Genomic DNA, 19,685 nt, shown 5'->3' with positions numbered 1-19,685 from the left:
GTGATGTCGTCTGCGTACATGCGGCAGGCTCCGTACAAGCGGGAGCAGGACAGCTCGGTGGGTGAGCTGCTGTCGGAGGTCACCTCGGATGTGCAGCTGCTCTTCCGGCAGGAGATGGAGCTGGCCAAGCTCGAGATCCGCGAGGAGGCCACGAAGGCGGGCAAGGCCGCGGGGATGTTCGGCGGGGCGGGGTTCGCCGGATACATGGTGGCCCTCTTCGCTTCGCTGGCGGCCGTGTTCGGCCTGGCGAACGTGATGGACGCCGGCTGGGCCGCGCTGATCGTCACCGGGGTGTGGGCGGTGGTGGGCGCCGTCCTGTTCGTGATGGGCCGCTCCCGGATGCGCAGCGTGTCGCCGAAGCCGGAACAGACCGTGCAGACACTGAAGGAGGACGCGCAATGGGCACGTCACCCGACCAAGTAAGAGCCGACATCGAGACGACGCGGGAGAAGCTGTCCGGTGACGTCGACCGGCTGGCCGACCGTACGAGCCCCCGGCGGGTGGCGCGTCGGCGCAGCCAGCGCGTTCGGGGTGCGGTGTCCGGTGTGCGGCGGCGGGTCATGGGTACCGCCTCGCACACCACGGGCATGGCTCAGGACCGTACGCAGCAGGCTGCTCAGTCGGTGCAGGAGGGCGCCGGGCAGGCCGCCGGCACTGTGCGTGAGACGGCGGGGCAGGCCGGCGAGGCGGTCAAGCGGGCGCCTGAGCAGGCGATGCGGCAGACGGAGGGCAATCCGCTGGCGGCCGGGATGGTCGCCTTCGGGGCGGGTCTGCTGGCCGGTTCGATGCTGCCGAGTACGCAGGCCGAGCAGCATGCGGCCGCGCAGTTGGCGGATCGGGCCGGTGGGGCCCTCGAGCCGGTCAAGCAGGCGGCGGCCGAGTCGGCGCAGCATCTGAAGGAGGACGCGACGCAGGCCGCGCAGCATGCGGTTCAGCAGGTCAAGGAGTCTGCCGCGGATGCCGCGCGTACGACGCAGGAGCAGGCGCGTGACCAGGCGGGTCAAGTCACCGAGCAGGCCCGGCAGTCGGGGCAGACGGTGGCGGGTGAGGCCCGTGACGAGAGCGGTCGGCCGTAGTGGGGGTATGACGGGCGGCGCGTTGTGCGGTGGCGGCCCGCATCGGGAGTTCCTCTCCTGATGCGGGCCGCTTTTCGGCTCTTCGCGTGATCTCGGCGGGGGCGCGGTCGTAGCCGCCGTCGGTGGTGGTCACAGTTCGCGGTGGACCTTGGTGTTGGAGGCCTGGGCGCGGGGGCGGACGACCAGGAGGTCGATGTTGACGTGGCTGGGGCGGGTGACCGCCCAGGCGATGGTCTGGGCCACGTCGTCGGCGCTGAGGGGCTCGGCGACGCCTGCGTAGACCTTGGCGGCCTTGTCGGTGTCGCCGCGGAAGCGGGTCGTGGCGAATTCCTCCGTCTTGACCATGCCGGGGGCGATCTCGATGACGCGCACCGGGGTGCCGACGATCTCCAGACGGAGGGTCTCGGCGAGGACGTGCGCGCCGTGCTTGGCCGCGACGTAGCCGCCGCCGTTCTCGTACGTGCCGTGACCGGCGGTGGAGGAGAGGACGACCACCGTGCCGTCGCCGCTCGCGGTGAGGGCGGGGAGCAGGGCCTGGGTGAGGTTGAGGGTGCCGATGACGTTGGTTTCGTACATCTGGCGCCAGTCGGCGGGGTCGCTGGTAGCGACGGGGTCGGCGCCGAGTGCGCCGCCGGCGTTGTTGACGAGGACGGCGAGGGTGCGGAAGGCGCCGGCGAACTCGTCGACCGCCGCGCGGTCGGTGACGTCCAGCGCGTACGCCGTCGCCTGGTGGCCGGCTGCGGTGAGTTCGGCCTCCAGCGCTTCGATGCGGTCCTTGCGGCGGGCGGTGAGGACGACGCGGTAGCCGGCGGCGGCCAGTCGGCGGGCGGTGGCGGCGCCGATTCCGCTGCTCGCTCCGGTGATGACGGCGATGGGCGTAGACATGGGGACAGGCTAGCGAGCCCGTGGTGCGTACATGATGACGGCCATCCCGGCGAGGCAGATCAGGGCGCCGAGGATGTCCCACCGGTCGGGGCGGTAGCCGTCGGCGACCATGCCCCAGGCGATGGAGCCTGCGACGAAGACTCCGCCGTACGCGGCGAGGATGCGGCCGAATTCGCCGTCGGGCTGGAGCGTCGCCACGAAGCCGTACGCGCCGAGGGCGATGACGCCCGCGCCGATCCACAGGAGGCCGCGGCCGTGGCTGTGAGCTCCGCCGCGTACGCCTTGCCAGACGAGCCAGGCGCCGCCGATCTCGAAGAGGGCGGCGAGGAGGAAGAGGGCGGCGGAGCGGGCGACGGTCATGCGTTCAGCGTGCCATGGGGCCCGGCGGCCGAGACGGTTACCTCATTTGAGCTTGTTTCTTCTGAGCCATGGAATGTCAACGGATGTTGGCCTACAGTTGTTGACATGAGTGACACGCCTGTTCCTGCCGCCTCCGACGCCCCTGCCGCTCCGACGCCCCGCCGGTCCGACGCGACGAAGGCGGCGATCCTCGCCGCCGCCCGGGAGCGGTTCGCGGCCGACGGGTACGAGCGCGCCACCATCCGCGCCATCGCGGGCGACGCGGAGATCGACCCGTCGATGGTGATGCGCTACTACGGCAACAAGGAGGGGCTGTTCGCCGCCGCCTCGGAATTCGACCTGCGCATGCCGGACCTGGGGCAGATGGCCGAGCTGGGCGCGCTGCCGGGCAAGCATGTGGGCGCCGTGCTCGTCGGGCACTTCCTCGACCGCTGGGAGGCGGACGAGGTACTGACCGCCCTGCTGCGGGTCGGTGTCACCAACGCCGCCGGGGCGGAGCGCATGCAGGCGATATTCCGGGAGCAGTTGGGCCCTGTCGCGGCCGGGCTCAGCCCGGTGCCGGAGGAGGCGCCCGTGCGGGCCGCGCTGGTCGCCTCCCAGGTACTCGGCATGGCGCTGGCACGGTACGTACTGCGGCTGCCGCCCGCCGTGGAGATGACGCGGCAGGAGGTGATCGACTGGCTGGCACCCACCGTGCAGCGGTATCTGACGGCGGAGCGGCCGTAGGAGGCTTCAGCCAGGCTGTCGCAGGCGGTCGGCAGTCGGCGGCAGGCGGTGACGGCAGGCGGTGACGGCAGGCGGTGACGGCAGGCGGTCGGCGTACGGGTTTGGGTCAGGAGGCCTGTCGCTGGGTTTCCGCGTCGCCATGGGTGCGCAGGGCGTCGTCGACGATCGTCTGCAGGCGTGAGTGGTGTGCGCCGTTCCAGTAGACGCGGTCGCACGCCGTGCACTGCGCGAAGACGTCGTACGAGCGCTCCGTGCCGCCTTCGAGAAGCTCGCTGACGGACTCCTTCGTGGCGTCCTTGAGGTCGCCGTTGCAGGCGACGCAGCGCGTCCAGGGGGCCAGGGCGGGCGCGAACCGGCTCAGCACGTCGTCGAGCTGCTCGTCGGGGCGGTCGCTGTAGATGTACGCGCCGGCCCACAGTTCACGGCGCCGCAGCAGCCCCCGGTCCCGCGACAGCAGCACGCGCTGGTCGCGCGCCGAGTGCGTGGCGAGGGCCGGGTCGCCGATGTCCTCGCTGAAGTACGCCGCGTCGACGCCCAGCAGCCTCAGCCGCCGCGCCAGCGTGCCCAGGTGCACGTCGAGGAGGAAGCGCAGCGGCGCCCCCGGCACCTGCTGCGGTCGTCGCACCGTGCGCACCTCGACGCTCTCGCCCGCCGCCGGGATGTGCGACACCGGGACCTCGCGGCCGTCGACCAGCAGGCACCCCGCCTCGGTGAGCGGGATGCCGAGCGACTCGACGACATGCCCGAGCGTCGAGGCGCCGTCGGTGGTCACGGCCGTACGCCCGCCGCGCCGGTCCGCCGCGACGAAGAGGTGCAGCTCGGGGGCGACGCTGAGGTGGATCTCCGGTCCGTTCACGCCGCCAGCATGCCATCGGTGCGCACGCCGTATCCAGGGCTTTCCGGCAGGGTCGCTACCTGGCCCCGGGTTCCGGCACCGGGGCCGTGCGGTAGAGGTCGTCCAGCTCAGCCCAGGACTCCCTGATGATCCCCTCGGTGACCGCCATCAGGTCGAGTTCGGCGAGCCGGGCGGCGCTCTGCGAGTGCGGCGGCGGTGCCGGGTGCGTCCGCCGCCACCAGCAGGAGCACGCCGCGTAGATACCGCTGGCGCACAACAGGACCGGTATGGCCAGGGCCGTCAGAATGTCGCCCATGGCGGGCCTCCTTCAGCGTCGATGCCCGGTACATCGGCACGCCAAGGCGACTTCTGAAGATCATATGCGGGACGGGGGAGGGCCGACCTTTGATCGAGAGGTCACTCTTGGGCCGGGCCCGTCCGCCGGCTCCGCCCGCCGACCGGGGTCAGCCCTGGACGCCCTCCGCGAAGTCCTCTTCCGCGAACGCCTCGTCCGAGGCTCCCTGGAAGAAGCCCGACAGCAGCTCGTCCAGCTTCACCTCGGTGGCTCCGGCCGGAGCCGTGGCCTTTTCGCCCTTGCCCATGCGCAGCACCAGCGCGAACTTCTTGACCTTCGCGTCCTTTGCCAGCTTGGCCAGGTCCACGGACACCTCGGTCAGTGCGCCGTTCTTGAGCGTGAAGTCGGCCGTGACCTTCTTGTTCGGTACCTCCTTGAGGTCCTTGGCCGTAGGCAGCTCGGTACCCGGCGGCAGCTCCTTCGCCAGCGGGCGGAGCTCGTCGACCAGCTCGGTCATCAGCGTGCGGAAGGGAGCCTTGGCCGTGATGTGCTCGGTGCCGTCCTTCTCGCCGGAAGTCTTGAAGTCGACCTCCCGGGCGACGACCTGCTGGAGGGCCTTCACGAGCTTCTTCTGCGTCTTGGCGTCGAGTGTGGGTTCCGCCGAGGGCTTCCCGCCACCGGGGGCCTGCGCGGCCTCCATCTCGTCGCGGGTCTTCTCGAGGTCCTTCGTCGCGACCTTGACCCACTCGCCGTTGAATACCTTCTTCAGCGCATCGGCGCTGTCGGGCAGTTCGTCGGCGGACGGCATCGGGCTGTCCGTAATCTTCCCGAACTCCTCCACGTCGGCGCGGAAGTAGCTGTAGTCGCCGACCACCCGGTACTCGAACAGGTCACCGGCCGGGCCGCTGAACTTCATCGCCATGGCGTCGAAGTCCTTTTCGCCGGACTCTTCGATCGGCTTCTTGGACTGCATGGAGAAGGAGATCCGCCCACCGCTGAGCAGCTCGGCGACCTCTTCGGGCATCTTGTCGTCGGGCTCCGCCTCGGCATCCAGCGCCTTCAGCGTCGCCGCGTCGGCGTCCAGATCCAGCTCGAAGGAGAGCGAGCGCTCCTTGCCGAGCTTGTCGAAGGCCCGGTCGAGCTTCTGCCCGGCGGAGAGGTTCTCCACCGTGCCGCAGGCGGACGAGCCCGCCAGGACCACGGTGGCGACGGCAGTGGCGGTCAGGGTTTTGCGTATCGCGGGAATGACGGTCTCCTCGTAGGTGCGACCACGGTGATGGTCACTGAGGAGACTGATGACGTACGCACAAGGTTGTACGCCGCACGCAAGGTGCGCAGACGTTGCGGGACCTGCCGGTCAGGGCCAGACCAGGCAGTACGGCTGGTGCCCGGCCTCGTGCAGGCGGTGGCTGAAGTCCTGCCATTCGTGGAGCAATTGGTAGACGTTGAACGCGTCGCGCGGGCCCCCGCGGTCCGGGACCGTGGACCAGATGAAGGCGGCCGCGCCCACCGACTCCTCGCCGATGCCGCGCAGCGGGTCGACGACCGTCATGGGGAGTTTGACCACGGCGTAATCGGGGTGGAGTACGACCAGTTCGAGCGGCGGGACCTTGTGCAGGGGTATGCCCTCGATGCCGGTCAGGACCATCGCGGCCACCGTCTCCGGCTTGATCTTCGTGAACATGCCGCCCATGCCGAGTTCGTCGCCGCCCAGCTCCTCCGGGCGCATCGAGATGGGCACGCGGGCCGCGGTGGCTCCGTTCGGAGCGCCGAAGTACTTGTAGGTCACCCCCACCCGGCCGCTCCTGTTTCCTGTGTCCGCGTCCGCGCTCGGGTTCGCCTCGCGCTTGTCCGCCCTCGCCCCGCGTTCCCGCTCTCGCTCACGCCGATGCCGGCCGCCCTGGGCCCGCTCGGGACCCAGATCGTCGGTCCCCTCGCCCACTCCGCCACCGCGATGCATATCTCCACCCGACCACTCGCGGCCACAGCCGCGCAACCCGATCATCGTGTCAGTGACCTCCCCCACGCCCGTGCGGTGAAACACGTGTGGTGAAACACCTGTCCGCAAGACCGTCGGAGCCTCTGACACCATGGCTTGTGTGAGCTTCCCCTATGACGCCCCAGTTTCGCAGACGCTTTTCGACCGCGCGTCCCTCGTGACGCCCGGCGGCGTGAACTCTCCGGTCCGGGCATTTCGTGCCGTGGGCGGTACGCCCCGGTTCATGGTGTCCGGTTCCGGTCCGTACCTCACCGATGCCGACGGCCGTGAGTACGTCGACCTCGTGTGCTCGTGGGGGCCGATGATCCTCGGCCATTCCCACCCCGACGTCATCGCCGCCGTTCAGGAGGCCGTCGCCCGCGGCACCTCCTTCGGTACGCCCGGTGAGGGCGAGGTCGCGCTCGCCGAGGAGATCGTCGCGCGCGTCGCGCCGGTCGAGCAGGTGCGGCTCGTCTCCAGCGGCACCGAGGCGACGATGTCGGCCATCCGCCTCGCCCGCGGCTTCACCGGCCGCGCGAAGATCGTGAAGTTCGCCGGCTGCTACCACGGCCACGTGGACGCGCTCCTCGCCGCCGCCGGATCGGGCCTCGCGACGTTCGCGCTGCCGGACACGCCCGGCGTGACGGGCGCGCAGGCCGGCGACACGATCGTCCTGCCGTACAACGATCTCGACGCCGTACGGGCCGCATTCGCCGCCCACCCCGGCGAGATCGCCTGCGTCATCACCGAGGCCTCGCCCGGCAACATGGGCGTCGTCCCGCCGGGGGAGGGGTTCAACGCCGGGCTCAAGGCGCTGTGCCAGGCCGACGGCGCGCTCTACATCTCCGACGAGGTCATGACCGGCTTCCGTACGTCGAAGGCCGGCTGGTACGGCGTCGACGGCGTCGCGCCTGACCTCATGACGTTCGGCAAGGTCATGGGCGGCGGCTTCCCGGCCGCGGCCTTCGGCGGACGTAAGGACGTCATGGCGCACCTCGCGCCCGCCGGCCCCGTCTACCAGGCCGGCACCCTCTCCGGTAACCCCGTCGCGACCGCCGCCGGGCTCGCGCAGCTGCGGCTGCTCGACGACGCGGCGTACGCCATGGTCGACGCGGTGTCGAGGGAGATCCAGGAGCTGGTCACCCTGGCGCTCACCAAGGAAGGTGTGGCGCACCGCCTCCAGAGCGCCAGCAACATGTTCTCGGTCTTCTTCACGGCCGACGAGGTGCGCAACTACGACGACGCGCGCAAGCAGGAAGCTTTCCGCTTCAACGCCTTCTTCCACTCGATGCTGGCCGACGGCGTCTATCTGCCGCCGTCCGCCTTCGAGTCCTGGTTCGTGTCGACCGCCCACGACGCGCGGGCCGTCGAGCGCATCGCCGCCGCCCTGCCCGCCGCCGCCCGCGCCGCAGCGGAGGCGACCGCATGAGCGAGACCACCGTCGTCCACGTGGTGCGGCACGGCGAAGTGCACAATCCGGACGGGGTGCTGTACGGGCGCCGGTCCGGCTACCACCTCTCCGAGCTCGGCCGGCAGATGGCCGACCGGGTCGCCGAGCACCTCGCCGGGCGCGACATCGCGTACGCCGTCTCCTCGCCGCTGGAGCGCGCCCAGGAGACCGCGACGCCGATCGCCAAGGCGCACGGGCTGGATCTCGCCACCGACGAGCGGCTGATCGAGGCGGGCAACGTCTTCGAGGGCAAGACCTTCGGGGTCGGGGACGGCGCGCTGCGCAGGCCCGCGAACTGGAGGCACCTGACGAATCCGTTCCAGCCGTCGTGGGGTGAGCCGTACATCGAGCAGGTCGTACGGATGATGAGCGCGCTCAACGCCGCACGCGACGCGGCGCGTGGGCACGAGGCGGTCGCCGTCAGCCATCAGCTGCCGATCTGGACGCTGCGCAGCTTCGTCGAGCGGCGGCGGCTGTGGCACGACCCGCGCAAGCGGCAGTGCACGCTCGCCTCGCTCACCTCGTTCACCTTCGAGGGCGACAAGATCGTGTCCGTCGGCTACAGCGAGCCGGCCCGCGATCTCGTGCCGGCGCATCTGCTGGCCGGCGCCAAGCCAGTAAAGGGCAAAGCGAAGGCATTCGGCGCGTAATATCCATCTCTTTCCGGCCGCCCATGGCAAAAATGCGCCGATTGCCGGAACCCGTTTCCGCACCACAGCCTCTTACCCGTTGTCCGTTTGTATGACCGACGGACGCCAACGGGGACGACAAGCGCGGATGGGGCGACGGTATGCGGGACATGAGTCGAAGGGGTCTGCTCGGACTGGGACTCGGAGCAGCGGCCGCGGTCGGGATTGCCGGCTGCGGCCCTTCGGGTTCGAAGGAGTCGGGCTCCAACAGCCCCGGCAAGGGCGGTGGCACGCCGTCGCCCAGCAAGACCGGTGACGACGTACGGCTGATAGGCGACGGCTCGACGGCCGACACGGGCAAGCAGCCGAACCAGCCGGACAAGCCCGTCCCTCTCCAGCCCGGTGAGACCCCGCCGCAGTTCGTGATCTTCTCCTGGGACGGTGCGGGCGAGGTCGGCAACGGCCTGTTCCCGCGCTTCCTGAAGCTCGCCAAGGACCACGACGCGGCGATGACCTTCTTCCTCTCCGGGCTCTACGTCCTGCCCGAGTCGAAGAAGAGCCTCTACAAGCCGCCGAACAACCCCGTCGGCGCCTCCGACATCGGCTATCTCACCGACGCGCACATCAAGGACACGCTGAAGTACGTCCGCCAGGCCTGGCTCGAAGGCCACGAGATAGGCACCCACTTCAACGGCCACTTCTGCGCCGGATCCGGCTCGGTCGGCAACTGGACTCCCGCCCAGTGGGAGAACGAGACCGCCCAGGCCAAGTCGTTCGTCACCGAGTGGAAGACCAACAGCGGCTGGACCGACCTCGACCCGCTGCCCTTCGACTACGAGAAGGAACTCGTCGGCGGCCGCACCCCCTGCCTCCTCGGCCAGGACAACCTGCTCCCGACGGCGAAGAAGCTGGGCTGGCGCTACGACGCCAGCTCGCCCGGCGGCCGGCAGATGTGGCCCGTCAAGCGCGGCGGCCTGTGGGACCTGCCGCTCCAGGCGATGCCGTTCCCCGGCCACTCCTTCGAGGTGCTGTCGATGGACTACAACATCCTCGCCAACCAGTCGAAGAATTCCACCCAGGGCATGCCGTCGCGCTACCCCGGCTGGAAGAAGCAGGCCACCGAGGCTTATCTCGCCGGTTTCCAGCGGGCGTACGAAAGCAATCGCGCGCCCTTCTACATAGGCAACCACTTCGAGCAGTGGAACGGCGGCATCTACATGGACGCCGTCGAGGAAGCGCTCAAGGGCATGGCGGGCAAGAAGGACGTACGCCTGGTCTCCTTCCGGCAGTTCTGCGACTGGCTCGACGTGCAGGACCCGAAGGTGCTCGCGAAGCTCCGTTCCCTGGAAGTCGGACAGTCCCCGGCGGGTGGCTGGAAGTCTCTCCTTAAGGCGTCTTGACAAGGGGCTTTACGGGCACCATGGGGGGCGCGGAAGATCTCTGGAACGCTCATGCGAAACTTTTCACATGAGCCCTAGCCGCGCCCCCCGCCGCCGCTCGAACCGCACCCGCCGCGCCGTGTCGGCGGGCGCCGTCGCGATCGCGGGCGCACTCGTCCTCTCTGCGTGCGGAGGCGACGGAGCCAAGTCCTCGGGCTCGGGCGGCGCCAACTTCGTGACCGGCGACAGCGGCATCTCCACCGTCGCCAAAGGGGAGCGGCAGCCGGCCCCGAAGCTCGACGGCGAGACCCTCGAAGGCAAGAAGCTCGACGTGGGCGACTTCAAGGGCAAGGTCGTCGTCATGAACGTCTGGGGCTCGTGGTGCACGCCCTGCCGGGCCGAGGCGCCGCATTTCGCGAAGGTCGCCAAGGAAACCAAGGACAAGGGAGTCGAGTTCGTCGGGATCAACACCCGCGACAACTCCAAGGGTCCGGCGATCAAGTTCGAGGAGGAGTGGGGCGTCGAGTATCCGAGTCTCTACGATCCGATCGGCAAGCTGCTTCTCCGCTTCCCCAAGGGCAGTCTGAATCCGCAGCTCGTTCCGTCGACCATTGTGATCGACCGTGAGGGCAAACTCGCGGCGCGTTACGTGGGCGGCGTGGACGCGAAGAAGCTGCACCGGATGATCGACCCGTTGATCGCGGAGAAGTGACCAAGTGAGCGTTCTCGCCGCCGCGATCACCGAATACAACACGACCGTTTATAGCGGTGCGCTGATTCTGGCCCTGCCGATCGCCGTCGCCGCCGGTCTCGTCTCGTTCTTCTCGCCGTGCGTGCTGCCGCTCGTGCCCGGCTATCTGTCGTACGTCACCGGAATCAGCGGCACCGACCTGGCGGAGGCCAAGCGCGGCCGTATGGTCGCGGGCGCGTCCCTCTTCGTGCTCGGCTTCAGTGCGGTCTTTGTCTCGACCGGGGCGCTCTTCGGCTTCTTCGGCTCGACGCTCCAGGAGCACCAGGAAACGCTCTCCATGGTGCTCGGCGGGCTGATGATCCTCATGGGCGTCTTCTTCATGGGGCTGATGCCCTGGATCACCCAGCGCGAGTTCCGCTTCCACAAGCGGCCGGCGGCCGGTCTGGCGGGTGCTCCTGTACTGGGCGCACTCTTCGGCATCGGCTGGGCGCCGTGCACCGGCCCGACGCTCGGCGCGGTCCAGACGCTCGCCCTCAACGACGGAAGCGCGGGGCGCGGGGCCATACTGACCGTCGCGTACTGCCTCGGCCTCGGCGTGCCCTTCGTGGTCGCCGCGTTGGCGTTCCGGCGGGCGCTCGGTGCGTTCGCCTGGGTCAAGAAGCACTACGCCTGGGTGATGCGCATCGGCGGACTGATGATGATCGCGACCGGCATCCTGCTCGTCACAGGGATCTGGAACGGCATCATCCAGGACATGCAGGGCTGGACCCAAGGCTTCACGGTGGGGATCTGAGTTCCATGAGCAAGACCGAGACGACCGACGAGGCAGCAGCGGCCGCCGAGAACGACGAGCGTGAGCTCGGCGAAGCCGGCGCACAGCTCTCCACCGCCCCCCAGGAGCGGGCGGTCCCCGGCTCCTTCGGCGGCGTGATGCAGCCCGGCGCGGCCGGCCGGATCGCCTGGGCCTGGCGTGAGTCGACAGGCTGGGTGCGCTGGTTCTGGCGGCAGCTGACGTCGATGCGGGTCGCGTTGATCCTGCTGTTCCTGCTGTCGCTGGGCGCGATCCCCGGGTCGCTGATCCCCCAGACCGGCGTCGACGAGACGAAGGTCGAGGACTTCAGGGCGGCGCACGAGACGCTCGCGCCGATCTACGACGACCTCGGGCTCTTCGACGTCTACAGCTCGGTGTGGTTCTCCGCGATCTACATTCTGCTGTTCGTCTCGCTGATCGGCTGCATCGTGCCCCGCACCTGGCAGTTCGTCGGCCAGCTCCGCAGCCGCCCGCCGGGCGCGCCCGGCCGCCTGACGCGACTTCCGGCGTACACGACCTGGCGTACGGAGACGGACCCCGAGCGGGTCCGCGAGGCCGCGCTGGCGATGCTGAAGCAGCGCCGCTTCCGGTCCCACACCGCCGGGGACGCGGTCGCGGCCGAGAAGGGCTACCTGCGCGAGGCCGGGAACCTGATCTTCCACATCTCGCTCATCGTGATGCTCGTGTCGTTCGCCACCGGCCAGCTCTTCAAGTCCGAGGGCGGCAAGCTGGTCGTCGAGGGCAGCGGCTTCGCCAACACGCTGACTCAGTACGACGACTTCAAGTCCGGGTCGCTCTTCGACCGGGACCACGACCTGGCGCCGTTCAGCTTCAAGCTCGACAAGTTCGTCGGGACGTACGAGCGGACCGGTCCCCAGCGCGGCACGCCCCGGACGTACGAAGCTCATGTGACGTACGCCAAGGGGGCGGACGGCGCCGAGAAGAAGAACGTGATCGAGGTGAACAAGCCGCTGGAGGTCGACGGCTCGAAGGTCTACCTCATCGGCCACGGGTACGCCCCGGTCGTCACCGTCAGGGACGGCAGGGGCAAGGAAGTCTTCAAGGACGCGGTGCCGCTGCTGCCCATGGACTCCAACGTCACCTCGTCCGGCGCGATCAAGGTGATGGACGGCTACCGCGACAAGGACGGCAAGAAGGACCAGCTGGGCTTCCAGGCGTTCTTCGTGCCGACGTTCGCGGGCGCGGGCAAGGGCACGATGCTCTCCCAGTACCCGGGTCTCGACTTCCCGGTCCTCGCGCTCAACGCGTACCACGGGAGCCTCGGCGTGAACGCGGGACTGCCGCAGAACGTCTACCAGCTCGACAAGCGCAAGATGAAGGAATTCAAGGACGACCAGGGCGCCCTGCTCAAGCAGCGGCTGCTGCCGGGCGAGACCATGAAGCTGCCGAACGGCGCGGGCTCCATCACGTTCGAGAAGGACGTGAAGGAGTGGGCGACCTTCCAGATCTCGCAGCAGCCCGGCAACGTACCGGCGCTCGTAGGGGCCATCGCCGCGATCGCGGGCCTCGCCGGATCGCTGTTCATCCAGCGGCGCCGGATCTGGGTCCGGGCCGTACGGGGCAAGGACGGCGTCACCGTCGTCGAGATGGCCGGACTCGGCCGCAGTGAGTCCTCGAAGCTCCCCGAGGAACTGGCCGACCTGGCCGCAACGCTCAATTCACAGGCGCCGACGGCACCTGATCCCGCTGAACCTGTCGAAGGAGTCCGCGCGTGAATCTCGCGGCCGCAACCAACGAGAACCTCGCCAACATCAGCAATGTGCTGATCTATTCGTCGATGGCCGTCTACACGCTGGCCTTCCTCGCGCACATCGCCGAGTGGGTCTTCGGCAGCCGCAGCAAGGTCGGCCGCACGGCGGCCGCGCTGACCGCCGACGCCGGGGCGGCGCCCAGGGTGACGGTGCGCTCCGGTGGCTCCACGGCGGTCCTCGACAAGCCCAAGGTCATCACCCGCTCGGCGGCTGGGACGCGGGATGTGCCGGACGGTCCCGGCGCGGCGGGCGGCACCGAGAAGGGCGACCTCTACGGGCGCATCGCGGTGTCGCTCACCGTCCTCGCCTTCCTCGTCGAGGCGGGCGGCGTGGTGGCCCGCGCCCTGTCGGTGCAGCGCGCGCCGTGGGGCAACATGTACGAGTTCTCGATCACCTTCTCCACCGTGGTCGTCGGCGTGTACCTGGCGATCCTGGCCGCCAAGAAGAACGTCCGGTGGGCCGGTCTGCCGCTGGTCACGACTGTGCTTCTGGACCTCGGCATCGCCACCAAGTGGCTCTACACCGACAGCGACCAGCTCGTGCCCGCGCTGGACTCGTACTGGCTGTGGATCCACGTCTCCACCGCGATCTTCTGCGGCGCGGTGTTCTACCTCGGCGCGGTGGGCACGCTGCTCTACCTCTTCCGTGACTCGTACGAGGCGAAGCTCGCCGGGGGCGGCGAGCCGGGCAAGTTCGCGTCCTCCGTGCTGGAGCGCCTCCCGTCGGCCGCCTCGCTCGACAAGTTCGCGTACCGCGTGAACGCCGCCGTCTTCCCGCTGTGGACGTTCACGATCATCGCGGGCGCGATCTGGGCGGGCGACGCGTGGGGCCGCTACTGGGGCTGGGACCCCAAGGAGGTCTGGTCCTTCATCACCTGGGTCGTGTACGCCTGCTACCTGCACGCGCGCGCGACGGCCGGCTGGAAGGGCCGCAAGGCCGCCTACCTGGGGCTCTTCGCGTTCGTCTGCTGGCTGTGGAACTACTACGGGGTGAACATGGTTCTGAACGGTCTGCACTCCTACTCGGGCGTCTGACCCGCTCCCAGCGGGTGCAGAAGCCCGGGCGCGGGGTGAGGCTGGGGCTATGGCGGATGTGATCGGTCCTGGTACCTGCGAGCACCGCGAACACACGGATGTGCTCCGGTTCACGCTGAACCTGGCGCACCCCGTGCACCGGGTCTGGCCGGCCGTCGCCACCCCCGTCGGCTTGCGCGGATGGCTCGCGGCCGCCGAGCCGCTGGAGCCGCGTCTGGGCGGCGCGGTCACCCTGCGGTGGCTCGCCGCCGGCGACGGCGGTGAGGGCGCGGTCGCCGTGGGCGCGGTCACCGCCTGGGATCTGGAGCACGTCGCCGAGTACACCGTCGCCGTGCACGGGCGGATCCGCTTCCACCTCGCGCCGAGTGGGGCGACGAACGGCACGGTGCTGCGCTTCACCAACGAGGTGGGCGCGCTCGGTGAGGCCGACCGCCTGAGCCGCCTGGCCGGCTGGCACCAGCACCTGGAGTACCTCGTCGAGTTCCTCGACGGGCGTCGGCAGGACTGGTCGTCGTGGACCCTGGACCGCTACCGGGAGTTGTACGCCGCCTACGAGGCGCCGGGGGGCAGCCAGTCCTGAGCGGGCGGTCCTTTGCGGGGGCGCGGGGGCAGTGGCTTCGGGGTCGGTGCCGCGCCGGGGCGTCTCCTCGGGCGTCGAACGTTCGGGTACTGGGTTGTCGTCGGGGTGGTTGCGTTCGACGCCCTGCGGGGAGCGCCCCGACACGTCCCCTCCCGGCACCGTGATGTGCGGGGAGGAGAGGGCCCCCGCATGGTCGCCGTCGCTGCTTACACCGGCGCGGCCCTGTTGTGGCTGGTGTGGTGGGGCAGTTCGCGGCGATGCTCTTCACGGACTTCGACCAGGCCGGCGCGCCGTCAGGACTTGGGCGGCGTCGGGTCCTCGGGGCCGTCGTCCTCGCGCTGCTTGAGTTCCTCTTCACGGCGCTGGAGGTCCGCTTCCCAGTCCTTCATCATCGACTCGTCCTTGGCGCTCTCGTCCTTCAGGGACTTGAGGAAGTCGGGGTTGTCGTCCGGGGCGACCCACTTCTTGGATTTGTGGCCGCGCTGCCATTCGGAGGGCGTACCGCCGGAGTTCCGGGCTCCCTTTCGGACTTTGCCGACCGCGAGCCACGCGACCGGGCCGATCAGCACCTCGCCGAAGAGGAGCACGATGATCACCCAGACCACCTTGGGGAGGTGGCGGACCTCTTCCTCGGGGGTGTTCAGGCAGTCGATGAAGGCATAGATCCACAGCGCCAGGACCAGAAGGAACGGCAGATACCTGAGCATGAGGGCAAGCTCCCAGAACGCGGACCGCGGGGCGCGGTGGTCGGCCCCGGTGACGGGCCAAGCGTAGTGCGTACCGGATACTGGACCGCATGGCTTACGACGATCTTCGCTCCCTGCTCCGGGCGCTGGAGCGCGAGGGCGACCTCAAGCGCATCAAGGCCGAAGTCGATCCGTACCTGGAGGTCGGGGAGATCGTCGACCGGGTGAACAAGGCGGGGGGTCCCGCGCTTCTCTTCGAGAACGTCAAGGGCTCCGCGATGCCCCTGGCGATGAACGTGTTCGGGACGGACCGGCGGCTGCTCAAGGCGCTCGGGCTGAAGTCCTACGACGACATCCGGGACAAGATCGGCGGGCTGCTGAAGCCCGAGCTCCCGCAGGGTTTCGTGGGCGTGCGGGAGGCTTTCGGCAAGCTCGGGTCGATGGCGCACGTGCCGCCGAAGAAGGTCAAGTCGGATGCGGCTCCTGTTCAGGAGGTCGTCCTGACGGGCGACGACGTGGACCTGGACAAGCTGCCTGCGCTCTTCACCTGGCCGGAGGACGGCGGGTCGTTCTTCAATCTGGGGCTTACGCATACCAAGGACCCGGAGTCCGGGATCCGGAACCTGGGGCTGTACCGGCTTCAGCGTCACGACAAGCGGACCATTGGTATGCACTGGCAGATCCACAAGGACAGCCGGAATCACTACCAGGTGGCGGCCCGGCGCGGTGAGCGGCTGCCGGTCGCGATCGCCTTCGGTGCGCCGCCGGCCGTGACGTACGCCTCGACGGCTCCGCTGCCGGGTGACATCGACGAGTACCTCTTCGCGGGCTTCGTGTCGGGCAAGCGCATTGAGATGGTCGACTGCAAGACGGTCCCGCTCCAGGTCCCGGCGCAGGCCGAGGTCGTACTGGAGGGGTGGCTGGAGCCCGGGAAGATGCTGCCGGAAGGTCCGTTCGGCGATCACACCGGGTTCTACACGCCTCAGGAGGACTTTCCGGCGCTGACGATCGACACGATCACGATGCGGCGGCGTCCGCTGCTCCAGTCGATCGTGGTGGGGCGGCCGCCCACGGAGGACGGGCCGCTGGGGCGGGCCACGGAGAGCTTCTTTCTGCCGCTGCTCAAGATCATCGTTCCGGACATCGTGGACTACCACCTGCCGGAGGCGGGCGGTTTCCACAACTGCGTCATCGTGGCGATCGACAAGAAGTACCCGAAGCACGCGCAGAAGGTCATGCACGCCATCTGGGGCGCGCACATGCTCTCGCTGGAGAAGCTGATCATCGTGGTCGACAAGGACTGCGATGTGCACAACTACCACGAGGTGGCGTGGCGGGCGCTGGGGAATGTGGACTACTCCCGCGACCTGACTGTGGTCGAGGGGCCCGTGGATCATCTGGATCACGCGTCGTATCAGCAGTTCTGGGGCGGCAAGGCGGGCATCGACGCCACGAAGAAGCTGCCCGAGGAGGGCTACACCCGGGACGGTGGCTGGCCGAACATGGTCGAGTCCGACCCGGCAATCGCCGAACGGGTCACCAAGCGCTGGAAGGAGTACGGGCTGTGAGCAGCGCCGCGGCCGCGGTTCCGCAGGTTGGCAGGACCAAGGCTTTCCTCCGGCTCGTGATGATCGAGCACTCGGTCTTCGCGCTGCCCTTCGCGTACATCGCCGCGCTCACCGCGATGTTCCAGCTGGACCGGAACATCCACTGGGGCAAGCTGCTGCTCGTCACCGTCGCCATGGTCGGGCTGCGTACGTTCGCGATGGCGTGCAACCGGATCATCGACCGCGAGCTCGACGCCCGTAACCCGCGCACCGCCAACCGCGAGCTGGTCACCGGCGCGGTCTCGGTGCGGTCGGCGTGGACCGGCGCGCTCGTCGCCGTGGTGATTTTTCTTGGTGCTGCGGCCGCGCTGAACCCGCTGTGTCTGGCGCTGGCGCCGATCGCCGTCATCCCGATGGTGGTCTATCCGTACGGGAAGCGCTTCACGAATTTCCCGCATGCCATTCTGGGCTTCGCCCAGGCCATGGGCCCTGTCGGAGCCTGGCTCGCGATCACCGGGGAGTGGTCCTCGGACGCGGTGATCCTCGGTCTCGCCGTCGGCATCTGGATCGGCGGCTTCGACCTGATCTTCGGCAGCCAGGATGTCCAGGCGGACCGTGCGCACGGAGTGAAGTCCGTGCCGGCGCGCTTCGGCGTCCCGGCCGCGCTGTACGGCGCGCGGGCGTGCCACGCGGTGACGACGGTCCTGCTCGTCTGGTACGCGCTGGCCACCGGCGCGGGGGTGTTCTTCTGGGCCGGGCTGGTGGTGGTGGTCGTGGCTTTCCTCTACGAGCACACGATCGTCAAGCCGCACGACCTGTCCCGGTTGAACCGGGCGTTCTTCTCGACGAACGGCTTCATCGGGATCGCCCTGTTCGCATGCGCGCTGATGGACCTGCTGGTGCGCGGCCTCACGGTATGAGGCGCGAGGCGGGTGTCGCTGAGAGGGGCGCCCGCCGGAAGAGGAACGCTGCCAGCACGCCTCCTATCAGCCCGAAGAGATGACCCTGCCAGCTGATGGCGGTGTTGGTCGGGAGCACGCCCCACAGCAGCGATCCGTAGACCGCGGCCACCAGCAGGCCGATCACGACGTCGACGGCGTTGCGGTCGACGAAGCCGCGGACCAGCAGGTAGCCGAGAAGACCGAAGACGACGACCGACGCGCCGGCCGTGTTGGAGTACTCGGGAGCGGTGAGCCACACCCCGAGTCCGCCGACCAGCATGATCGTGAGTACGACCGCGAGGAAGCGGCGTATCCCGCTCAGGGCGGCAAGGAAGCCGAGGACCAAGAGGGGGATCGTGTTCGACGCGACGTGGTCGAAGCCGTGGTGCAGGAACGACATCGGCAGTACGTCGCGCAGTTCGCCGAGGTCGCGCGGGCTCAGCCCGTAGGTGTCCAGCGCGCCGGTCGCCGAATCCAGCGCCTCCAGGACCCACAGCAGCGCGACCCAGCCGAGCATCAGCACGGCGGCGGTCTTGGCCGGGTGGCTTCGGTTCCGGTTCTGGTCCATGGCAGTCGGTGGCATGACGTCCCCCTGCGGTACGTGCGACCTGCGTGCGGTCTGTCAGTGGAACGTCCCGGGTACCTGTCTCGGTTCCGCCCACGGGTGCCCGGATAAGGTCGGGCACGTGGAGTCAGGACATGCACGCAGTCAGCAGTCGCAGCAGCCGGGACAGGAGCCGCCGCGCCGCCCCTGGGTCGTCGGTGTCTCCGGCGCGTCCGGTACGCCGTACGCCGCCGCCGTGCTGCGCGGCCTGCTGGACGCGGGCGAGAGCGTGGACCTGGTGGTCAGCCGGGCCTCGCGGCTGACGCTGCTCGACGAGACGGGGATCGCGTTCCGGGACGCGCACTGGCAGGAGGACCTGCGGACCTGGCTGGCGCGCGGCGCGGACGGGAAGCCCGACACGTTCGTGGCCGATGTCGGCGACGTGCGGTACTGGGCGGCCGGGGATCTCGCCGCCGGGCCGTCGTCCGGCTCGTACCCGGTCAAGGGGATGCTGATCGTCCCGGCGTCGACGGCCAGTGTGGCCGGTGTGGCGCTGGGGCTGTCGAAGGATCTGCTGCAGCGGGTGGCGAGCGTGACGCTCAAGGAGCGGCGCAGGCTCGTGGTGGCTGTGAGGGAGACGCCGCTGAGCGGGCAGACCCTCAAGCACATGGTGGCGCTGGACGAGGCGGGCGCCGTGGTGCTGCCGGCCTCCCCGGCGTTCTACGCGGGGGCGACGCACATCCAGGACCTGGTGGACTTCGTCGCGGGGCGGGTGCTGGACGCGGCGGGGGTGCCGCACAGCTTGTACCGCCGCTGGGAGGGAGAGCTCGGTGGCTCCCGCAAGGACTAGAAGGGCTGGCCGGCACCCCGCCCTTGATCGTCTGAAAGACTTTGCCGGGCGTTGAGCCCTGCGCGCCTTAGATGGCACACATAAACTCGCGGTATTGCTGAACAATGGAAGGCTTCAGGCATATGGACGCCGTGGACAGGCAGCTCATCCAGGCCCTCAGGGAGAACGGAAGGGCCTCGTACGCCGAGCTCGGCCGGCTCGTCGGCCTCTCGGGCCCCAGTGTCACCGACCGCATCAACCGTCTTGAGGCGGCGGGTGTCATCACCGGCTACCGCGCCACGGTCGACGCGAAGTCGCTCGGTCTCGGCGTCACGGCGCTGATCGGCATCTCCCTGTCGGACGCGGCGGACCACGAGGACGTGGCGCGCAGGCTGCGCGATCTCGCGGAGATCGAGGACTGCTGGTTCATCGCGGGCGACGACTCGTACATGCTCAAGGTCAGGGCGGGGGACGTCGACGGCCTGGAGAAGACGATCCGGCGGCTGTCCGGCACGCGGGGCGTCTCGCGGACGCGGACGACGATCGTGCTCTCCACGAAGTGGGAGAACCGGGTCGGGGAACTGCCCGAAGAATAGGGGGACTGGGGGGTCGCCCCCCAGAAAGAGGGGTGGCGTAC

23 protein-coding genes are annotated in these 19,685 nt (G+C 69.3%); 15 read left to right on the top strand and 8 right to left on the bottom strand.

Annotated elements, in window-relative coordinates; genetic code table 11:
• The first annotated feature begins 3 nt into the window (after positions 1-3).
• Both AC1P0E_RS14240 and AC1P0E_RS14235 read left to right on the top strand, forming a co-directional pair.
• Positions 4-423, top strand: coding sequence for a phage holin family protein (locus tag AC1P0E_RS14240; protein WP_482742529.1), 420 nt, complete (start codon positions 4-6; stop codon positions 421-423).
• Positions 399-1,076: a DUF3618 domain-containing protein gene (locus AC1P0E_RS14235; RefSeq protein WP_482742528.1), complete on the top strand. Its 678-nt coding sequence runs from the start codon at positions 399-401 to the stop codon at positions 1,074-1,076. The genes AC1P0E_RS14240 and AC1P0E_RS14235 overlap by 25 nt, the downstream gene beginning before the upstream one ends.
• Before the next feature lie 129 nt (positions 1,077-1,205).
• On the opposite strand, the gene AC1P0E_RS14230 is transcribed toward AC1P0E_RS14235, so the two are convergent.
• Together AC1P0E_RS14230 and AC1P0E_RS14225 are read right to left on the bottom strand one after the other, a co-directional pair.
• On the bottom strand, positions 1,206-1,961 hold the full coding sequence (locus tag AC1P0E_RS14230; protein WP_482742527.1) for an SDR family NAD(P)-dependent oxidoreductase: 756 nt from the start codon (positions 1,959-1,961) through the stop codon (positions 1,206-1,208).
• Between the two features lie 9 nt (positions 1,962-1,970).
• Positions 1,971-2,321, bottom strand: a complete 351-nt coding sequence (locus AC1P0E_RS14225; RefSeq protein WP_482742526.1) for a YnfA family protein — start codon at positions 2,319-2,321, stop codon at positions 1,971-1,973.
• Positions 2,322-2,426: 105 nt separating this feature from the next.
• Between AC1P0E_RS14225 and AC1P0E_RS14220 the strand changes: the two genes are divergently transcribed.
• Positions 2,427-3,047: a TetR/AcrR family transcriptional regulator gene (locus AC1P0E_RS14220; protein ID WP_482742525.1), complete on the top strand. Its 621-nt coding sequence runs from the start codon at positions 2,427-2,429 to the stop codon at positions 3,045-3,047.
• A 106-nt stretch (positions 3,048-3,153) separates the two neighbouring features.
• Here AC1P0E_RS14220 and AC1P0E_RS14215 read toward each other — a convergent pair whose 3' ends face one another.
• The 4 genes from AC1P0E_RS14215 to AC1P0E_RS14200 form a co-directional block, all read right to left on the bottom strand.
• Positions 3,154-3,903 (bottom strand): Mut7-C RNAse domain-containing protein, encoded by a 750-nt coding sequence (locus AC1P0E_RS14215; protein WP_482742524.1) that lies wholly within the window; start codon positions 3,901-3,903, stop codon positions 3,154-3,156.
• A gap of 55 nt (positions 3,904-3,958) precedes the next feature.
• Positions 3,959-4,198, bottom strand: a complete 240-nt coding sequence (locus tag AC1P0E_RS14210) for a hypothetical protein (protein WP_482742523.1) — start codon at positions 4,196-4,198, stop codon at positions 3,959-3,961.
• Positions 4,199-4,346: 148 nt separating this feature from the next.
• Positions 4,347-5,378, bottom strand: coding sequence for a hypothetical protein (locus AC1P0E_RS14205; RefSeq protein WP_482742522.1), 1,032 nt, complete (start codon positions 5,376-5,378; stop codon positions 4,347-4,349).
• Positions 5,379-5,534: 156 nt separating this feature from the next.
• On the bottom strand, positions 5,535-6,137 hold the full coding sequence (locus AC1P0E_RS14200; RefSeq protein WP_482745755.1) for a hypothetical protein: 603 nt from the start codon (positions 6,135-6,137) through the stop codon (positions 5,535-5,537).
• Positions 6,138-6,267: 130 nt separating this feature from the next.
• On the opposite strand from AC1P0E_RS14200, the gene hemL reads away from it, so the two are divergent.
• The 8 genes from hemL (at position 6,268) to AC1P0E_RS14160 (ending at position 14,501) form a co-directional block, all read left to right on the top strand.
• On the top strand, positions 6,268-7,584 hold the full coding sequence (gene hemL, locus AC1P0E_RS14195) for a glutamate-1-semialdehyde 2,1-aminomutase (RefSeq protein ID WP_482742521.1): 1,317 nt from the start codon (positions 6,268-6,270) through the stop codon (positions 7,582-7,584).
• The gene (locus tag AC1P0E_RS14190; protein WP_482742520.1) at positions 7,581-8,255 is read left to right on the top strand and encodes a histidine phosphatase family protein; all 675 of its coding nucleotides are present in this window, start codon (positions 7,581-7,583) and stop codon (positions 8,253-8,255) included. The genes hemL and AC1P0E_RS14190 overlap by 4 nt, the downstream gene beginning before the upstream one ends.
• Positions 8,256-8,395: 140 nt before the next feature.
• Complete coding sequence (locus tag AC1P0E_RS14185) at positions 8,396-9,634, top strand: polysaccharide deacetylase family protein (RefSeq protein WP_482742519.1); 1,239 nt, start codon at positions 8,396-8,398, stop codon at positions 9,632-9,634.
• A 67-nt stretch (positions 9,635-9,701) separates the two neighbouring features.
• The gene (locus AC1P0E_RS14180) at positions 9,702-10,325 is read left to right on the top strand and encodes a TlpA family protein disulfide reductase (RefSeq protein ID WP_482742518.1); all 624 of its coding nucleotides are present in this window, start codon (positions 9,702-9,704) and stop codon (positions 10,323-10,325) included.
• 4 nt (positions 10,326-10,329) lie between these two features.
• Positions 10,330-11,097: a cytochrome c biogenesis CcdA family protein gene (locus AC1P0E_RS14175; protein ID WP_482742517.1), complete on the top strand. Its 768-nt coding sequence runs from the start codon at positions 10,330-10,332 to the stop codon at positions 11,095-11,097.
• A gap of 5 nt (positions 11,098-11,102) precedes the next feature.
• On the top strand, positions 11,103-12,851 hold the full coding sequence (gene resB / locus AC1P0E_RS14170) for a cytochrome c biogenesis protein ResB (protein ID WP_482742516.1): 1,749 nt from the start codon (positions 11,103-11,105) through the stop codon (positions 12,849-12,851).
• Positions 12,848-13,921, top strand: a complete 1,074-nt coding sequence (gene ccsB, locus AC1P0E_RS14165; protein ID WP_482742515.1) for a c-type cytochrome biogenesis protein CcsB — start codon at positions 12,848-12,850, stop codon at positions 13,919-13,921. The genes resB and ccsB overlap by 4 nt, the downstream gene beginning before the upstream one ends.
• A 49-nt stretch (positions 13,922-13,970) precedes the next feature.
• Positions 13,971-14,501 (top strand): SRPBCC domain-containing protein, encoded by a 531-nt coding sequence (locus AC1P0E_RS14160; RefSeq protein ID WP_482742514.1) that lies wholly within the window; start codon positions 13,971-13,973, stop codon positions 14,499-14,501.
• 293 nt (positions 14,502-14,794) lie between these two features.
• On the opposite strand, the gene AC1P0E_RS14155 is transcribed toward AC1P0E_RS14160, so the two are convergent.
• On the bottom strand, positions 14,795-15,208 hold the full coding sequence (locus AC1P0E_RS14155) for a PLD nuclease N-terminal domain-containing protein (protein WP_482742513.1): 414 nt from the start codon (positions 15,206-15,208) through the stop codon (positions 14,795-14,797).
• An 89-nt stretch (positions 15,209-15,297) separates the two neighbouring features.
• On the opposite strand from AC1P0E_RS14155, the gene AC1P0E_RS14150 reads away from it, so the two are divergent.
• Complete coding sequence (locus AC1P0E_RS14150; protein ID WP_482742512.1) at positions 15,298-16,755, top strand: menaquinone biosynthesis decarboxylase; 1,458 nt, start codon at positions 15,298-15,300, stop codon at positions 16,753-16,755.
• Entirely contained in the window at positions 16,752-17,654 is a 903-nt protein-coding gene (gene mqnP / locus AC1P0E_RS14145; protein WP_482742511.1) for a menaquinone biosynthesis prenyltransferase MqnP, read from the top strand. Before AC1P0E_RS14150 ends, mqnP begins: the two co-directional genes overlap by 4 nt.
• On the opposite strand, the gene AC1P0E_RS14140 is transcribed toward mqnP, so the two are convergent.
• Positions 17,644-18,258 (bottom strand): rhomboid family intramembrane serine protease, encoded by a 615-nt coding sequence (locus AC1P0E_RS14140; RefSeq protein WP_482742510.1) that lies wholly within the window; start codon positions 18,256-18,258, stop codon positions 17,644-17,646. The genes mqnP and AC1P0E_RS14140 overlap by 11 nt on opposite strands.
• A 103-nt stretch (positions 18,259-18,361) precedes the next feature.
• On the opposite strand from AC1P0E_RS14140, the gene AC1P0E_RS14135 reads away from it, so the two are divergent.
• Together AC1P0E_RS14135 and AC1P0E_RS14130 are read left to right on the top strand one after the other, a co-directional pair.
• On the top strand, positions 18,362-19,069 hold the full coding sequence (locus AC1P0E_RS14135) for a UbiX family flavin prenyltransferase (RefSeq protein ID WP_482742509.1): 708 nt from the start codon (positions 18,362-18,364) through the stop codon (positions 19,067-19,069).
• 122 nt (positions 19,070-19,191) lie between these two features.
• A complete protein-coding gene (locus AC1P0E_RS14130; protein WP_482742508.1) occupies positions 19,192-19,644 on the top strand; it encodes an Lrp/AsnC family transcriptional regulator in 453 nt (150 codons plus the stop codon).
• Positions 19,645-19,685: the final 41 nt, after the last annotated feature.

This window comes from Streptomyces sp. TRD_SC_5, from assembly GCF_056836825.1.
Note: the sequence above shows the minus strand (reverse complement) of the source record. Positions and strands in the feature narration are given on the sequence as shown.

Excerpts from the sequence above, each read along its gene's own strand:
- AC1P0E_RS14225 (WP_482742526.1), bottom strand. The coding sequence starts at position 2,321 with ATGACCGTCGCCCGCTCCGCCGCCCTCTTCCTCCTCGCCGCCCTCTTC.
- AC1P0E_RS14180 (WP_482742518.1), top strand. The coding sequence starts at position 9,702 with ATGAGCCCTAGCCGCGCCCCCCGCCGCCGCTCGAACCGCACCCGCCGC.
- AC1P0E_RS14185 (WP_482742519.1), top strand. The coding sequence starts at position 8,396 with ATGCGGGACATGAGTCGAAGGGGTCTGCTCGGACTGGGACTCGGAGCA.
- AC1P0E_RS14140 (WP_482742510.1), bottom strand. The coding sequence starts at position 18,258 with ATGCCACCGACTGCCATGGACCAGAACCGGAACCGAAGCCACCCGGCC.
- AC1P0E_RS14240 (WP_482742529.1), top strand. The coding sequence starts at position 4 with ATGTCGTCTGCGTACATGCGGCAGGCTCCGTACAAGCGGGAGCAGGAC.
- AC1P0E_RS14155 (WP_482742513.1), bottom strand. The coding sequence starts at position 15,208 with ATGCTCAGGTATCTGCCGTTCCTTCTGGTCCTGGCGCTGTGGATCTAT.
- AC1P0E_RS14230 (WP_482742527.1), bottom strand. The coding sequence starts at position 1,961 with ATGTCTACGCCCATCGCCGTCATCACCGGAGCGAGCAGCGGAATCGGC.
- AC1P0E_RS14210 (WP_482742523.1), bottom strand. The coding sequence starts at position 4,198 with ATGGGCGACATTCTGACGGCCCTGGCCATACCGGTCCTGTTGTGCGCC.
- AC1P0E_RS14235 (WP_482742528.1), top strand. The coding sequence starts at position 399 with ATGGGCACGTCACCCGACCAAGTAAGAGCCGACATCGAGACGACGCGG.
- hemL (WP_482742521.1), top strand. The coding sequence starts at position 6,268 with ATGGCTTGTGTGAGCTTCCCCTATGACGCCCCAGTTTCGCAGACGCTT.
- resB (WP_482742516.1), top strand. The coding sequence starts at position 11,103 with ATGAGCAAGACCGAGACGACCGACGAGGCAGCAGCGGCCGCCGAGAAC.
- AC1P0E_RS14190 (WP_482742520.1), top strand. The coding sequence starts at position 7,581 with ATGAGCGAGACCACCGTCGTCCACGTGGTGCGGCACGGCGAAGTGCAC.
- AC1P0E_RS14220 (WP_482742525.1), top strand. The coding sequence starts at position 2,427 with ATGAGTGACACGCCTGTTCCTGCCGCCTCCGACGCCCCTGCCGCTCCG.
- AC1P0E_RS14130 (WP_482742508.1), top strand. The coding sequence starts at position 19,192 with ATGGACGCCGTGGACAGGCAGCTCATCCAGGCCCTCAGGGAGAACGGA.
- AC1P0E_RS14150 (WP_482742512.1), top strand. The coding sequence starts at position 15,298 with ATGGCTTACGACGATCTTCGCTCCCTGCTCCGGGCGCTGGAGCGCGAG.
- AC1P0E_RS14160 (WP_482742514.1), top strand. The coding sequence starts at position 13,971 with ATGGCGGATGTGATCGGTCCTGGTACCTGCGAGCACCGCGAACACACG.
- AC1P0E_RS14200 (WP_482745755.1), bottom strand. The coding sequence starts at position 6,137 with ATGCATCGCGGTGGCGGAGTGGGCGAGGGGACCGACGATCTGGGTCCC.